General features: G+C 45.0%; 12 protein-coding genes and 1 pseudogene. 1 reads left to right on the top strand and 12 read right to left on the bottom strand.

What is annotated here, in order from left to right; genetic code table 11:
• Positions 1–45: 45 nt before the first annotated feature.
• From ACXAC1_RS07490 to ACXAC1_RS07480, 3 genes are all read right to left on the bottom strand, one after another.
• On the bottom strand, positions 46–2,460 hold the full coding sequence (locus ACXAC1_RS07490; protein WP_475060475.1) for a TonB-dependent siderophore receptor: 2,415 nt from the start codon (positions 2,458–2,460) through the stop codon (positions 46–48).
• A 75-nt stretch (positions 2,461–2,535) separates the two neighbouring features.
• The gene (locus ACXAC1_RS07485) at positions 2,536–3,495 is read right to left on the bottom strand and encodes a FecR family protein (RefSeq protein WP_475060472.1); all 960 of its coding nucleotides are present in this window, start codon (positions 3,493–3,495) and stop codon (positions 2,536–2,538) included.
• Positions 3,492–4,019 carry a sigma-70 family RNA polymerase sigma factor gene (locus tag ACXAC1_RS07480; protein ID WP_475060469.1) on the bottom strand — a complete coding sequence of 176 codons (528 nt, stop codon included), beginning with the start codon at positions 4,017–4,019 and terminating at the stop codon, positions 3,492–3,494. Before ACXAC1_RS07480 ends, ACXAC1_RS07485 begins: the two co-directional genes overlap by 4 nt.
• A gap of 356 nt (positions 4,020–4,375) precedes the next feature.
• Between ACXAC1_RS07480 and ACXAC1_RS07475 the strand changes: the two are divergent.
• Positions 4,376–4,783 (top strand): annotated as a pseudogene (locus tag ACXAC1_RS07475) (IS66 family transposase); the annotation flags it as partial.
• Between the two features lie 156 nt (positions 4,784–4,939).
• Here ACXAC1_RS07475 and ACXAC1_RS07470 read toward each other — a convergent pair.
• From ACXAC1_RS07470 to ACXAC1_RS07430, 9 genes are all read right to left on the bottom strand, one after another.
• Positions 4,940–6,015 (bottom strand): IS3 family transposase gene (locus ACXAC1_RS07470; protein WP_475058452.1). Its coding sequence is split into 2 segments (ribosomal slippage): positions 4,940–5,754 and positions 5,754–6,015, totalling 1,077 coding nucleotides; the frame shifts between segments, so codons are not numbered across the junction.
• Positions 6,016–6,289: 274 nt separating this feature from the next.
• Positions 6,290–8,785: a TonB-dependent siderophore receptor gene (locus ACXAC1_RS07465; protein ID WP_475060466.1), complete on the bottom strand. Its 2,496-nt coding sequence runs from the start codon at positions 8,783–8,785 to the stop codon at positions 6,290–6,292.
• A gap of 110 nt (positions 8,786–8,895) precedes the next feature.
• Complete coding sequence (locus tag ACXAC1_RS07460; RefSeq protein ID WP_475060463.1) at positions 8,896–9,855, bottom strand: FecR domain-containing protein; 960 nt, start codon at positions 9,853–9,855, stop codon at positions 8,896–8,898.
• Positions 9,852–10,346 carry a sigma-70 family RNA polymerase sigma factor gene (locus ACXAC1_RS07455; RefSeq protein ID WP_475060461.1) on the bottom strand — a complete coding sequence of 165 codons (495 nt, stop codon included), beginning with the start codon at positions 10,344–10,346 and terminating at the stop codon, positions 9,852–9,854. Before ACXAC1_RS07455 ends, ACXAC1_RS07460 begins: the two co-directional genes overlap by 4 nt.
• A gap of 85 nt (positions 10,347–10,431) precedes the next feature.
• The gene (locus ACXAC1_RS07450; protein ID WP_475060459.1) at positions 10,432–10,749 is read right to left on the bottom strand and encodes a hypothetical protein; all 318 of its coding nucleotides are present in this window, start codon (positions 10,747–10,749) and stop codon (positions 10,432–10,434) included.
• Between the two features lies 1 nt (position 10,750).
• Positions 10,751–11,290 (bottom strand): hypothetical protein, encoded by a 540-nt coding sequence (locus ACXAC1_RS07445; protein WP_475060456.1) that lies wholly within the window; start codon positions 11,288–11,290, stop codon positions 10,751–10,753.
• Positions 11,287–12,492 (bottom strand): PepSY-associated TM helix domain-containing protein, encoded by a 1,206-nt coding sequence (locus ACXAC1_RS07440; protein WP_475060454.1) that lies wholly within the window; start codon positions 12,490–12,492, stop codon positions 11,287–11,289. Before ACXAC1_RS07440 ends, ACXAC1_RS07445 begins: the two co-directional genes overlap by 4 nt.
• A 129-nt stretch (positions 12,493–12,621) precedes the next feature.
• Complete coding sequence (locus ACXAC1_RS07435) at positions 12,622–15,030, bottom strand: TonB-dependent siderophore receptor (protein ID WP_475060451.1); 2,409 nt, start codon at positions 15,028–15,030, stop codon at positions 12,622–12,624.
• A gap of 112 nt (positions 15,031–15,142) precedes the next feature.
• Positions 15,143–16,099 carry a FecR domain-containing protein gene (locus tag ACXAC1_RS07430; protein WP_475060448.1) on the bottom strand — a complete coding sequence of 319 codons (957 nt, stop codon included), beginning with the start codon at positions 16,097–16,099 and terminating at the stop codon, positions 15,143–15,145.
• Positions 16,100–16,106 lie beyond the last annotated feature (7 nt).

Here is a 16,106-nt window from a genome sequence, read left to right as displayed (position 1 = left end):
AGACACTAAATTTCGCTGCAGTGGAAATGCTTATCAACCTGACATCTACATCTGCCAATTGAACGACAATGCCCAACTACGTGGTTCACCAGGTCGAGTGCCGCCAGTAGCCCAGCCAAGATCTTGATAGTAGTGCTTATCAAACAGATTATTTACGTTTAGTTGTACGTACATATCATCGCTAAAATCATAATGCGCACTAGCGCCGAATATTGCATAACCTGATTGTCTGATGTTTTCATCATTGCTAGAGTACGTGCCGTCCTGTATGTAGGCATTAGCACCTAATCTCCAATTTGATAGCTCGCCAGGTAATTGGTATGTGGTCGCAAATTTGAACTGGCTCTCTGGGTAGTCGGGGTCAAATGGCTTACCGATATTATCAGCGTCTTGATCTTTGCTGTATTCCGCTGAAGTGTAAGTGTAGCCTGCCATCACCTGCCAACCAGGACTGACTTCGCCACTAACTTCAAGCTCAACCCCATTGCTTTCTACTTCTCCAGCAGCACGCTTACAATAGCCACCCCAACGCGCTCCGGGACAAGGGTTTTGACTGCTAAGGTCATCGACGGGGCGGTTCTCCTGAGTAATTTGGAATACAGCAAAACTCGCATTTAGTTTGCCACCGTAATACTCACCTTTTAAGCCCGCTTCGATATTTGTTCCTACAATAGGGTCGAGCACAGTACCATTTTTATCTGTTACTTGTTGTGGTTGAAATATCTCTGTCCAGCTGGTGTATACTGAATGGTTTGTATCGAGGTCATAAACTAAACCCGCATAAGGCGTGACTTGAGTATCAGGATTATACTCTCTATTGCTTGGCATTTTATAGCTATCAATACGAGTACCAATGATTAAAGTCATCGGGTCACTAAGGCTAAGCTTTGCTGCTGCGAACGCACCTGTTTGTTTAGTTTCAAACGACTGTGACCAGAGATCTAAAGGGATTTCAGGTCTTGGAATAATGCTGGAGTCCCAGTTGTATATATCCACTAAGGGAAGACCTTCAGACCAAGAAGAATCTGCCCAACCACCATAGGCATCAAACTTATCTGAGCGATGTGAAATCCCAAGAGATAGCTCATGGTCTCTACCAAAAGCAGAGAAAGGGCCATTTGCATTCAATGCCAGATTACTTTGACGACGATCCATCTTGTAACGCTGAGAATCTGGATAAAAGGCCTCTTCACTTCCATACAAGCCACTAAAAAGCATGTCTAGATCTTGCTGCTTATGGGTGGCAGACAGCGTGACCTGCCAATAATTATCGAGCTGATGTTGTAGCTCTGCAAATACTGTTTTAGTTTGTTGATCCCAGTAATCAAAATCATTTCCATAGTTGGCTGATCGGGGAAGGTCTATAAAGCTACCATCCGAGTTTACTGGTAAACGAGTGTAGAGTCCGTCGCTTTCTAGGTTACGCCAATGCGCTCCTGCTGTTAACATAGTCTTTTCAGACAAATCGATTTCTAAGATGCCGTAAAGCTGCTCAGTATTGTCATTTTCCCCATCATAAAAGTTGTCTTTATCTTGAATGCTGGTAACCACACGACCACGAATAGATTTATCAGCATTTAACGCATTGCTACCATCAAACATTAGGCGTTTATCATCCCATGAGCCAATACTTGCTGTAATAGCAGCTTCAGGGGTTGCCGTTGGCCGTTTACGAACCAAATTGACTGCGGCTGATGGGTTACCGCTTCCTGTGGTGAGTCCCGCCGCTCCTTTTACGACTTCCACTCGATCATAGATAGCCAAATCTGCATTATCTGCATTGAAGGTTCCATTGCCCCCGACACTATTTGGCATTCCATCAACGGTGATATTATCAATTTCGAATCCCCTAGCTGAAAAGTCTCCCGAGTCTCCCACTAGAGTGCCTTTACTGACCTGTAAACCATTAATAGAGCGTAATGCATCATCTAAGGTTTCCAGGTTTTGATCCTTGATTTGCTGGCTTGACAATACACTCACCGACTGAGGCGTTTCGCGAATCGATAGGTCAAGCCCTGTAGCAGTGTTCATAGAGCCTGTCGTATAAGAACCAGAGCCTTCGGTTGTACTGCGCAGCTCATCTGCTTCCACATTGATCGCAATCAGTGTTGAATGGCTACGCTCAATACGATAACCAGCGTTAGACAATATCGCTTGTAACCCTGTACCGGCTAACAAGCGCTTGATGCCTTCATCGACGCTCATCGAGCCGGATAGGCCTTGGCTCTTTTCTCCTGTCACCAAACGTGCATCAAAAGAAATGGCAATACCTGCTTGCTGCGCAAATTCATTGAGCGCTGGTCCCAACGCACCTGCGGGTACATTTACCTGCAATACTTGATGTATCGACGTCTGCGCCCAGCTAGGGGGTGCTAAGGCCAGTCCCACTGGCGCGAGCAATATACTGGAGGCAAAAAGCAAAGCGGGACGTTGGCCCCGCTTATAAGAAGGGTATGTCATTGAGTCTGTCCTTTATGTTGGGTGTCTATACTTACTTGACGAATAAAGACAGACAAATGGAACCATACTGGAAAATTATTTTTCCTTATTGGCAATATGAATTAACCAAGGGGAATACTCTTGTACCTCGATAGGCAAGCTCTCTTTTAATAAAGCCAGCGCCCGCTCAGGTTCCTGCATTGGCAGGACGGCCATCACAGGAATGCTGGACAACGCCACTTCATCAAACAATAAACGGCCTTTGTGGTAGTGCGACAACTCCTTCAAAACCTTTGTCAGCGGCACACCATTTGCCACAAACTGGCCAGCTTTCCAATTACGCTCAAAACGTTTTGTGTCTAGTGTCTGAGGCTTTGCAAAATGGTCCGAATACACCTTTAATTGCTGACCTGCGGTGACCGTTACATCCTTGTTATTCAAAGTCGCTTTGACCTTAGATTCTAGAACAGTCACTATCGCGTGATCCTCTTTTAGCTGGACAGTAAAGCGCGTTCCTAGGGCTTCGAACAGACCATATTGAGTTTCAATCCTTAGCGGTCTATCCAAATCACGGGCGACATCAATTAGCAGCTCACCACGCAATAATATAAATTGACGCAGCGCTGCATCAAACTCAATATCCACCGCCGAGTTACCCGCTAACGTTAGCTTAGATGTATCTTCTAATGTCCAACTACGCCACTCATTCGCCTCTGTACGCTTGTCAGCCAGCCAAACCTGCACCTGTTGCTGTAGCCCAAACATATAACTAATCGGCATCAACAACATAATGGTCACAAGCAGCGTTTTTGATAGCGTAGACCAGCTATTTTGCTGAGGCTGTTGTTGTCCTGCATTCAACGCAGCATGGGCGGCTTCTGTCGGCATAGTGTGCATCGCCCCAACCAAGCCCTGCATTGCATCCAAAGCTTTACGATGGCGCTCATCGGCGGCATACCAACCTTCAAAGGATTGACGCTCATCATGACTCAATGCAGCGCCCTCCTCTGATAATCTCAGGACCCATTCTGCAGCTTGCGCGGCAATACTACTCATATGCCATCCTCCGTGAATGCCTCATAACAAGCGACTAAGCCTTGCACAAGGTACTTACGCACCATGGTGTTTGATACCTGTAAACGCTCTGCAATATCAGCTTGATTCAAGCCATCAAGGTGACGCCAAATAAAAGCTTGGCGTACACTGTCAGACTGTTGTTCCAAAGCTTTGGCAATCAACTGCAAGGTTTGTAAAGCATGGTGTAACTCTTCGGCAGAAGGCGCAAATTCAGGGCGTTGCTCCGCGAGCGCAGCACACTCTTCTAGATAAGCTTGCTCTAAACGGGCACGGCGACCTTTATCAATCAACAGGCGTTTCGCGATCGTTACCAGCCAAGGGCGTGCCTCCCTCACAGAGCTTACGTCACCTCGCATCAATACACGCTCAAAAGTATCTTGGGTTAAGTCTGCCGCCCGTTGGCCACAGCCAAGCTTTTTCTTTAGCCACCCTCGTAACCAACTATGATGATCACTGTAGAGATTATGTATTACTGTTGTTTCCGCCGCTTTTGGATCCGACACACCAAGCACCTAGGAATTAACCAAATATTTACAGATAATGAGAATTAGTCGCATCTTAGAGCAAAGTACTCTCAAAAAGCAATCAATAAGAAGCAAGGTTAAGGTGACACCTCCCTGCCAGGGCAAACGCATGAACATTATTTGATCAGGACCATCACCTTGAACAGATACGCATCATCCCAACCACAGGCCTTACGCTTGTTTTTGATACCCAATTTTACACTGGTTTCCTGCTGTTAGTAGGTTTAGAACGATTTGTCGGGTGGTCGCTAGGTTTTCTGCCGCATAACCTTGTCTAGCTCGACACTGATCTTCCCCAAAATAGAGTGGCATAGTGCGAGACAACGGAAAAGGCCTTTGCTTATCGCCGTGAACAGTCGATCCCAGTGCTAAACGACTTTAAGAAGTGGCTAGAAAAAACAGTGAAAAACAAGCCGCCAAAAGACAAGCTCACCAGTGCTTTAAATTACTGTCTCAACCAATGGGATAAGCTTATTCGCTATGTTGACGATCCACACCTCAACTTCGACAACAACCGTGCCGAGCGAGCCATCAAGCCGTTTGTGATTGGGCGAAAGAACTGGCTCTTCTCAAATACGGAAAATGGTGCCCTGGCCAGTGCGAGGCTCTATAGTATGATCGAAACCGCCAAAGCCAATGGCTTGATCGCTTACGACTACTTGGCGACATTGTTTGAAGAACTACCAAAACGCAAAACAGGTGCAGACGTCGATGACTTGCTGCCTTGCTGCCTTGGAATGTGACGTTAACGCCTTAAGAGACTCTCCGCCGCTTCCATGCGGCTCATTGATCGCCCTGAAGAAAGACAGAGCTCCCATCCTGGGAGCGTAAACCATCCATGGCTCTCTGTCTGAACAACAGGTAATCCTCCCTTTTTTAACTTAGCTCAAAAGTAGAGGTTAAGCAGCCATTAGAGGTGGCTTGCCTCCGTTAGCTGTATGTGGTCTTTCGTGATTGTAAAACCACAACCATTTCGTTGCATAGTCTTGCACTTCCTCAAGTGTTTCAAAAAGATGCTTGCTTACCCATCCATATCTAGCTGTTCGATTATATCGTTCAATATAAGCATTTTGTTGTGGATTGCCAGGTTGGATGTATTCAACTCTAATGCCTTTCTTTTTAGCCCAACGAGTAAACTCATGACTCACAAATTCCGGCCCGTTATCACAACGCAGTATCTGTGGTTTATCTCGCCATTCAAGCAATTGCTCAAGCGTGCGTATCACCCTCAAGGTCGGTAAGGAAAAGCCTGCTTCCATCGCTAGTCCTTCGCGCTTGAAGTCATCGATTACGTTAAATAGACGATAGTGGCGACCATCGATAAGTTGGTCATGCATAAAGTCCATAGACCAAACCTGATCTCGTTTGGTTGGCTCCTTCAAGGGTTCAGGTACGTTCCGCTTTAAGCGTCTTCTTGGGCGGATTCGTAGATTCAACGCCAACTCGCAATAGATTCGATAGACACGTTTATGATTCCAAGTGTGGCCTTTTACGTTTCTTAGATAAAAGAAGCATTGCCCAAACCCCCAATCCGTTTGAGTCTCTGCTAGGTCAACTAAAAGTTTAGCGATCAAAGCATTGTCATCATTCAAAAGGCTCTTGTAACGATAACAGGTTTCACTGATCATAAAAGCAGAGCAGGCCAAACGAATGCTCACCGCCTTATTCGCTACAGCATGAAGTGCCATCTCTCGTCGAAGGGATGGCTTCACCACTTCTTTGCCATGGCTTCCTGTATGATCTCCGCCTTTAACCGTTCTTCTGCATACATCTTTTTAAGACGACGGTTTTCTTCCTCAAGTTCTTTCATACGAGCCATTAAAGAGGCATCCATATCACCATATTTGGACCGCCATTTGTAAAATGTTGCCGAGCTCATACCATGCTCTCGACATAGCTCAGGAATGGGTGTGCCTGCCTCTGCTTGCTTTAGTATGGCCATGATTTGGCTATCGGTATAACGTGATTTTTTCATGCAGAACCTCCTGCGTTTAGAGTACGAGAAAATTCTACTTTTGGCTGCTGTTATTTTTCGGGGGGATTACCCTCCTGCGTTTAGAGTACGAGAAAATTCTACTTTTGGCTGCTGTTATTTTTTCGGGGGGGATTACTATTGCCGCGAAGGCTAGAAAATAAAATGGCGTTTTTGACTAAAAACGCCATTGTTCACGAGTGGCTACCTCATATAGCCGGCTTGTTCGCATGTTCCTTAGATTACAAAGTCTATACCTTATATGATTCCATATTTCTTAGAAATCATATTTAACTTTGGCGGTGATGTTACGAGGCTCTCCATAGACTACAGACGTTTCTCCAACTCGCTCAACATACTTTTGATCAAATAAATTTCCAATCGCAATATTGGCTGACAAGTTATCATTGAAGTGATAATTGGCAAATACGTCAGTTAAATAGTAACTTTTTTGTTTAAGAACCTCGCCATTTGGTCCTCGAGCCCAAGTATCTGATTCACCACTAATATCACTCTGCCAGCGAACCCCACCTCCTAGAGTTAGGCCCGCCAAATCTCCTTTTAATGTTGACGTCGCAAATAAGCTAAACGTATCGCGAGGGATTCTTGTATTGTATTTCTTCCCCTCATTGTCTTCGATTGATGTATGAGTGTAACCACCGTAGACTTGGACTCCTGGATAGACTTCTCCAGAGACTTCCAACTCAACGCCCTCAGATGTCACACCATCAACAGTTGTGTATCTTGAAACACCATTAATCGTAATAGGAGCGCCATCTTCATCGAATAACTGCTCAGCTAAGTTTTTTTGTTCAATTCTAAATACTGCCGCGCTTAGATTTAACTTGCCGTCGTAACGCTCTGATTTTAAACCTATCTCATAATTATTACCTTCAATAGGGTCCAATATTTTATTGTCTATATCATAGTCAAATTGAGGCTCAAAAATACTGGTGTAACTTGCATAAGCTGTGTTGTGTTCACTAATATCATACGTTACACCAAAATATGGAGTAATAATGCCACTGTCTTCTTCATCGCTAGTTATGCTAAAATTTTCACTAAGAAAGTTATGATTAGATCTCTCTTTCCAGCTACTTAGTCTTGCTCCGAGTACAATATTCGAATGATCAGTTATACTAAATATATTGGCTATATAAAATCCTGACTGCTCTACCTTTGATGATCTATATGCATTAGGGTTTGTCGTAAAAGAAATCCCATCCCAATTAAGGTCATAAATACTACCTCTCGGTATTGAAGATGCTCCTCCAGTATTTCTTGCTTCATACTGTACTCCATCTAATTTATTAGAAGCGTAACTCCATCCGAGAGTGAGGCCATGCTCCCGGTTGAAAAGAGTATAATTACCTTCTAAAGATAAGTTGATATTTGTAATATCTCGTTCGAAATCACCGCCCCATAAATTACTTACTGTCATTCCTAAACCAGTTTCTTTATCGGGAAAGCCAACCATATATGCTTTTGCAAATGGATTTTCTATTTTAGTATGACTGATCGCGACTTTACTACTCCAAGCATCTGAAAAATTATGCTCTAAAGCAGTGAAAAAGTTAGTTTTCTCTGAAATATTAAAGGCATCTTTCCAAGAGGTTGATGTTGATATAGGTAAATTTGCCCTACTGCCATCAGAAAAGAATAAAGGCGTATTTGCGCCGTAACCTACACCTTTTTGATCGCTTTTTTTATAATCTATACCAACCGTAATTAGGGTATCGGGCGTTAAGTCCCATTCCGTTACCCCATATAGAACATTCGTTTCTTGCTCAAAGTAATCAATATGAGATTCATTATTTTGATGGGCGGCAACCAGTCGCCCTCTAATGTTACCATCTTGGCTTAAAGCTCCAGAGACATCAGCCTCTATGCGTCGTTTATCCCAGCGACCTATCGAAGCGCTGGTGGATGCTTGAAACTCTTCTGTTGGCTTTTTGCGGATCAAGTTTATGGCTGCGGAGGGTGTACCTTTCCCATTAAGAAGTCCTGCAGCACCTCGAACAATTTCAACACGATCATAAGTAGAAAGATCTGGTTGGGATCCCCCTTCATATACAAAAGCGCTAAAATCAACAGCTTCTCCATCGTATTGTAAATTACGTACTTTAAAGCCCCTAGAAAATACAGCAGGGTCAGCTCCTGTCCCCGCGGAGCCTGCGGTGATACCAGCGGTATTATTGTAAACATCTTTGATCGTCGTTGAGCCTCTATCCTCCATCTGCTGACTGGTGACAACTGTTACCGACTGGGGCGTTTCGCGAATTGATAGGTCAAGGCCTGTAGCGGTGTTCATAGAGCCTGTCGTATAGGAGCCGGTGCCTTCGGTTGTATTGCTAAAGGCATTAGCCGTGATATCCAACACTGGTAGTGTATTTTGCCCATCAGTAGAGACCTGTTTCACGGTATAGCCGTTGCCGGATTTGGAGGTCGCGATCAGCCCTGTTCCTTGTAAAAGCTGTTGAAATCCGCCTGCCACACTGTATTGACCTTTGATACCACGTGAACGCTTTGATAGCGCATCAGACGTGCCATCAAATGATAGGGCTGTCCCCGTCTGAGAGGCGAACTGGCCCAATACTTTCGCCAGAGATCCTGGGGCAACGGACACAGAAAACGTTCTTTGGCTGGAACTGGTGCTTTCAGTGGCAGCAATGGCCACGTCTAATGGCAAGATAGCCCCAAAAGATAAGCACGCCGCGGCGATGGCTATTTTTAGGGGTGAATAGGGAAAGTTAGGCGCAAGCGTTACACTCATCGTATGGATTTCCTTGGTTAATATAAATGACAATCACTACCAAGGCCGAGCAAGTGTTTAAAAAAGTGCAAAGCATCTGTAAATATTTTCGGCACGCACCATCTATTTGCTCAATCTGAGCTTACGACTCTAACCCAGTAAGGGCTATAACGCTGAATTTTAATAGGGAAAGACTCGGCCAGTACGGACAATGATAGATCCGTATCCATCAATGGATAGGCACCGGATACCTTAATTTGAGCGACCTCATCTGAATAAGACAAGACGCCTCTACGATAACGGCTCAGCTCATCTATCAATTCAGCCAAGGGTTTATTTACCACCACTAGACTGCGGTCGACCCAGCCTAGGCGTTCACGATCAAAGGTATCTTTGGTCATCATGTGTGATGAGTTAAAGGTCACCTGCTCACCAGAGCTAACAACGTCTCCGCTAAGCCCCAAGGCCGTCTGGAACTTCACGCTATCTTGCGATACCTGAACCTGAGTATGATCCTCAAAAACACGCACACTAAACTGAGTTCCTAGTGCCTGAATACGTCCATTAGGAGTCGCCACAACAAAGGGAGCAGCACCCTTGTAGTGCTTACTGGTAGACACAAAGACTTCCCCTGCATGAAGGGTGATCAACCGCTCATGTTCAGTAAAAGTAACATCCACAGCGGAATCTGTGTTGAGCGTTAGCTGGCTACCATCCGCGAGGGTTAAATCCCGAATATCGCCAATCGCCGTTGTATATTGTGCCTGATAGCGTGGGGATGTTTGGTAACGATAAGCCAACCAACCGGCAGGAGATAATACTGCAATGGACAGCATCGTTTGCAGCACTTTGCGTCGTGAGAATTGAGACTGGCTTAATGCTGGAGCAGCAATTTGACCTGGCACTTCTTGGCAACGCTGACTGACGGCTAACATTTGTTGCCAAGCTTGCTGATTATTCTCTGAAGCTTGCAACCATGCCTGCCAATGCTCGCGCTCTTGTTTACTGACATCAGGATCAGATAGTAAAGCGTACCATTGAGACGCTTCAGCTACCGCCAAGACGAGCGCCTTACTCGGTTTCGCACTCATAAACCATGCTCTATGCGATATAAGCAGCAATGCTCCATGGCTTTAGCCATGTAATTGACCACTGTGCGCCTTGAGATCCCCAGCCGCTCGGCAATAATGGGATACGTCACGCCTTCTAACTGCGACAGGATAAATACCGCTTTGATTTGGCGTCCTAGCCCATCTAGCATGGCATCAATTTCCAGTAGGCTTTCTAAAATCAGATGGTGCTCTTCCGCACTAGGGTGCTCAACTTCAGGGAGCGACGACAAGCACTCAAGATAATGCCGCTCTAAAGATCGGCGCCGATATAAATCAACCGTTAGCCCCTTAGCCACTGTCCATAGATATCCTTGCGGGTCTTGGATGGGCTCTTGAGACTTCCGGTTGAGCACTCGGATAAAGGTGTCTTGGGATAAGTCTTCCGCGTCAGACTTCTGTTCCAACTTACTCACTAGTAAACGTTGCAACCATGAATGGTAGCTGCGATAAAGTTGATCGATGTCTGACACGCTCTACTTCCTCTTCATTTACTGAGAATCATTTGCATTTTTAATGCAAAATAGCGAGAAAGTAAATATCTGACCTAGCGAAGTGTCATTTAATTTCGCTCCACTCCACCTCAACCGTGTGGCCTGGCCCTGCATCCATCAAAATATAAAACTCACCATCGTATGGCTGAAAATGAACACTAGATTGCTCGTCAAACTCTTTGCTGGCGACGATTTCTTCGTCATAGCTGATTAAATCGACTGTCACACCAGCCACACCAGAGCCATCGGTAAAGCCGCCTTTACAGATAATGTCAGGGGTTTCTTTCACGCATTCCACATAAGGAGAATGAGCAAATGATATGGATGGCAAACCAATAAGCATAGCTGAGGCCGCTATCATCCGAAGAGATTGTTTCAACATACTATTGCTCCTGTTGCTGCTTTAAGAATTCAATCGTTGAAGGCGATACGTCCGCGAGTGGAAACTGCACTTGATGCAAGGATCCATCCCAACCTTCTAGCGTCAGCCAGATGTCCGCATCCAGCGGAGTGTTCTCTGGGATAGGAATACTAAATACCATGGAGTATGGTGAGCCAAAGCCTATGCCACCCGCCGTGCGAAGACTACGAGGCTTACCTATACGCATATAGACGGCCTTTACCTCTTGAGCACATTCTTGACACAGGGCGGCATTCAGAATTTTCATATATCCGGCTGCACCATCTAGACGCGGCGCCACTTCTCGCTGCTCAGCTAGCGTAATTTCCCAAGGGCCTACCGCCTTGGTGCCGGTAATACGCTCCCCTAGTCCTGCGTTGCCACTAAAGATGCTTGCAAGCTCAATATAATAGGGGGTTAAAATCACCGGAATTAAGATCAACAGTCCAGTTAAATGAAAACGCCAGCGAAACCAGCGTGTGTGCGTTTTATGAGGCTTTCTTGTCTTCACCGCAGAACTCATGCCTGACCTCCTTTTGCTTGCATACGAGCAGTCTTTTGACGTATCGCCGCTTTTGTCGACTTGAAAGTACGAGTTACCCAGATGCGCATACCGCTAAACACCATCATGGTCAGCAAGATACCAAAGAAGAAATATACAAGCTTCAAGCTCAACCCAACAAAATCCCCTGTATGCAGTGCACGCATAGAACGCGCAGTTATGATTAAAGGTGCTTGATCTGATACCCGCATCGCACGATCCACTTCAGCAGTGTAGGGGTTCACCATAAAAGACTCCAACATCAGCGGATACGCTTGGCTGCGACCAAAGACACTATAGTGACCAAAAGCATTCGCTGGTAGCTGAATCCCCTCCGCTTTTACATTGTCATAGCGTGCTGTTACAGCTGCCACGGCGGCATCAGGTGAGATAAGCGTTGGCTTCCCTTGGTCGGACACAGGCACTTGATCTCGCTCCACAAAAATCGGGGTACTATTCGCTCCACGCAATGGCACTTCCGCTTCAGTTAGCAAAGCTTGAACTAAAAACCAAATCGACGTCACTGAAATAATCAATATAAACGGGATGGACCAGATGCCCGCTAAACGGTGAAAGTCGCCCCAAAATACGCGTGCACCGCGGTTAAAACGGAGACGTGGATGTAAAAATCCCCGCCAGAATTTCTTATATACAACCAGCCCAGTAATCAGAGATAGCAACATGGGTAAGCCAAGGAAACTGACCAGATACCAACCGAAACTGTACTTTGCAAACCCCACATTAAAAGGCACTAACAACCAACCATGTATCGCGCGAATAAACTGACGAAAGTTAAACCCAGAAGACGTTTTCCCTTGGATCTCACCGGTATATGGATTGATGTACACCGTCTCAGAACGAGAATCGGGATAGCTAATATTTGCCATCAGAGCGAATTGCGACTTCACGGGGCGCGAGATACTACCGATATAGGCTTCTGGGGCTTCCTGCTCAACTACTTGGATAACTTCATCAAAGGTCAGCATCTCACCCGCGTCCTCTGGCGGATTGGCACGCACGCTCGAATCAAACAGCCAGACAATTTCTTGGCTCACCGTGGCAATGGTGCCCGTTAAACAGATAAAAAATAGAAACAACCAGATTGGCATCGCCAACCAGCTGTGCAGCAAAAACCACCACTGCGTCCGCTTCTTCGGCGCATTGGCTTGCGTATCGGGATTCATAAACGAGACCTAGCTAGAAAATTAGAAACCGCCAACAGTAAATTGGCGGGGTACATCCTATATGACGTATGAGGCATATAAAAAAGGTACTTTAAAAAGCGCCTTCCTTATTTTTTGCTTATTTATGCTTTAAAAATCTAGCTGTGCACTAAGCTTGAATGTTCTTGGCGTTCCCTGCTGAAGGTTACTGCTTCCCGAAGCAGTTAACCAATATGCTTCATCGGACAGGTTTTCAATGTTCAGTCTCACAACCATAGAAGACTGGTTGAAATCCATTTCGTACCTTGCACCTAGGTCTAACAATGTAACTGAGTCCACATACCAATCATTATTCGCGTCAATGGGTCGATCACCTGTATACTGCACACCGCCACTAATAGCCCAATTAGAATTGGGGACTTCATACTCTCCATATAATCTTACTTGTTTAGATGCGACACCCTGAATATCCTTCCCAACTAGCTCTGGACTGCTTATTTTTTTATTGTGTGCGTCTAATACCATAGCACTAACACCAAAGAGCAAATTATCATTTACTTTTGCTTTTGTAGAAGCTTCAATTCCTTGAAAAACAGCTTCGCCATCTTGACTATAAACATTATTCGAATCTGTGTACGAAAGTGCTCGCTCTAACTTAAAGATCGCAAAATTAGTTGACCAGCTTGGCTGTTCGATTTTAAAGCCTGTCTCATACTGTTTACTAATCTTAGGCGAAAAGACTTCTCCTGCATTGGCAGATGTATCTGGCGCTATAGTGCCTTGTTCAAAAGCCTCGACATAGCTAGCGTATAGAGAGATCCAATCTTTAGGGCGATATACCGCAGCTATTGTTGGCGTTACAGCATCTTCTTTATATTGAGAATATTTATTATCGATCTCCCCATAGCGAGCACCCAAAATAAAATCTAAGTTATGCCCAACATTTAACACATCAGATATAAACAATTCATTTCTATTAATTTCTGAATATTTGTCGTATCTGGCGTCACTCTTACTCAAAATATTAATATCTTTTGAGAAGTATAATGGGTCTGATAAATTACCAATGTTTTCCAAGTTGATATCAGTTCCAAGATTACTACTATTGGATGCTGTGCTGTTTGTATTAGACATTCCGAAAGATATGTTATGGGATATAATATCGGTATCGACATAACCATTGATAACAACCTGACTTTGGAAACTTTCAAAAATATTATTATAATTCCAGCTTTTCACTGAATAGTTTCCATCCTTGCTAGCAAAAATAGCTGGATTGGGTAGGTTTCTATAGCTTTCTGAGTACCTAGCACTAATGTTTGCATCCCAATTTTCTTTAAACTTCCAAGTCAGCTCTGATCCAAATGTTTTGTGTTCGGACTCGTAAACCATCCAATCCGGCATAAGGCGCTTTGAACCATTAATTGGAGATAAAGGCTCCCCAACTTCCCAGTTATTAAGTCCTCCATCTGTATTAGGTACTATAGCCCAATAGCCACCGTAACTTTTTCGATTGGCATATAGAGCATCTGCCTGCCAAAGTAGCGTTGGACTAACTTTCCAATCAACCGCTATGGAACCAGACTGACGCTGAGACTTTGCATCGTCAACATAGGAGTCCCCCGTTTGATTAACAATATTTAGCCTATACCCAAACTGATCATTTTTACCAAACCGATCGCCCACATCTCCATGAAAAAGCATCAAATTATCATTCATAATCTGCCCTTTTACACTTCGTGTTAGACTATCGGTAGGCCTTTTAAGTGAATAGTTTACTATTCCACCGGGAGCACCAAAGCCATAAAGAAAGCCACTGGCTCCTTTTAGAACTTCTATCTTATCAATATGTTCTATAGGTAAATCTTTTGCGCGACTCTGTAGGGTTAACCCATCAATTTTTTGTGCCGTAGTTCCACCAGGAGATAGCCCTCTTATCATCAAATAGTTGTTTTCACTTACCATATCATCTGCTGAAAGGCTGACGGAGGCGTCTAACTTAGTCACCCCAGATAGAGAGTTTGCTTGTAGATTGTCAATTAGGTCTCTTGAATATACTTCAACGCTATAAGGCGTGTTTTGCAAACTAAGGTCACCAAGCACGCCAACGTTACTGTCATTCATCCGATAAGCATCATTCGCAGAACCAAATTCGGAGCCAGCATTCACCTGAATGGCTGGCATGATGCCATCGTTTAAAGTCTTACGAATGACATAATTACCATTGCTTTGCTTTTCAATATGGAATCTAGTTCCTTGCAAGAGAACAGTGAACCCCTCAACAGCACTGTAACGTCCTTTGAGGCCAGAGCTTTGTCTGCCTGAAAACATGCTTGGGTCAAATGACAAGGGGGCACCAACCTGTGCGGCGAAGGTTGCCAATACTGAGCTTAGTTCCCCTGCAGGAATAGATACTTGCTGGCGCTCGTGACTTTCTTGGGCGTAGGTAATTTGCGGTAGCAATAACATGCCACCTGTCGAGCAAGCGAGAGCACATGCTATAGCGATGGGCTTGAGTGTTGGCAGTTTATCATTGGGCCGAAGCTGATTGCGGTTCATAAAAGTTCTCGTCTTAAGTCAGTCTATTTGGGAAGCATGTGCACTGCTATCCACTACACCGAACGAGAACAAAAAAAGTCTCAAAGAAATTTAAAAAAATTGATAACACGGATTAAAGAGCTTTCACTGTGACCCACCAAGGTGTGATATAGCGAACTTGTACTGCCAAGCTTTGCTCGATCAGCCGTAGGCTTAAATCACTATCGGTTACCGGAAACGCCCCCGATACAGATTGCATGGCGACAGTAGCATCGCAGCGTAAGATACCGTGGCGATAACGACTTAATTGCTCGATTAAATCACCGAGCGGCATGCCTTGAGCAAGCAGCATGCCATGCTCCCATAAACTTGTCGGCTCGATGGTTGACTGAGCAGATTGTATCAAATCGCGGTTGAAACAACGCTGCTCTCCGGCTGGAACTACAGCGGCGCCTGCATGCGTGGTGCGAATCTCTACACGGCCATCAAAAACAGCCACTTGCGTCTGCCCTAGTTCATGATAAACAGAGAAGCGCGTTCCCAATGGTTTCAGTTGACCTTCTGTTGTTTGCACAATAAATGGCGTAGACGCTATATGTCCCGTCGTTATGCGCACTTCTCCAGCAATTAAGGTAATACGTCGTGCATCAACGCTGTAATCAATATTGACCGCTGTATCCGTATTGAGAATAAGCTGAGTACCATCTTCTAAATCTAAGGTACGCATCTCACCTTTTGCGGTGCGTATATCGGATTGCCATTCGCGCCACGGCATTGTCTGGTATCCCATCCAACCTATTACTGGCGCAGTGACAAGCAGTAAAGCCAATGCTTTGAGGGACTGACGACGTTCTGGTTGTTCTAAATTTTCTATGGTTTGACGCGCAATTGGATGACAGGCTTGAGTGAAGTCCGCCATAACCAGTTCTGCACGTTGCCATGCCACTTGATGCATAGGGCTTTGCTGTCGCCAATGCTCTAATGCTTGATAATCGTCGGGCGATACATCCTCCGCTCCAATTCGCGTCAACCAGTCTGCAGCTTCTTCTAATACCACTAAATCGATGGGTTCTTGAGGATATTTGTGCATACTGGAG

It is taken from the genome of Marinomonas sp. AWM4_232 (assembly GCF_056158325.1).
This window is presented reverse-complemented; position numbering and strand designations above follow the sequence as displayed.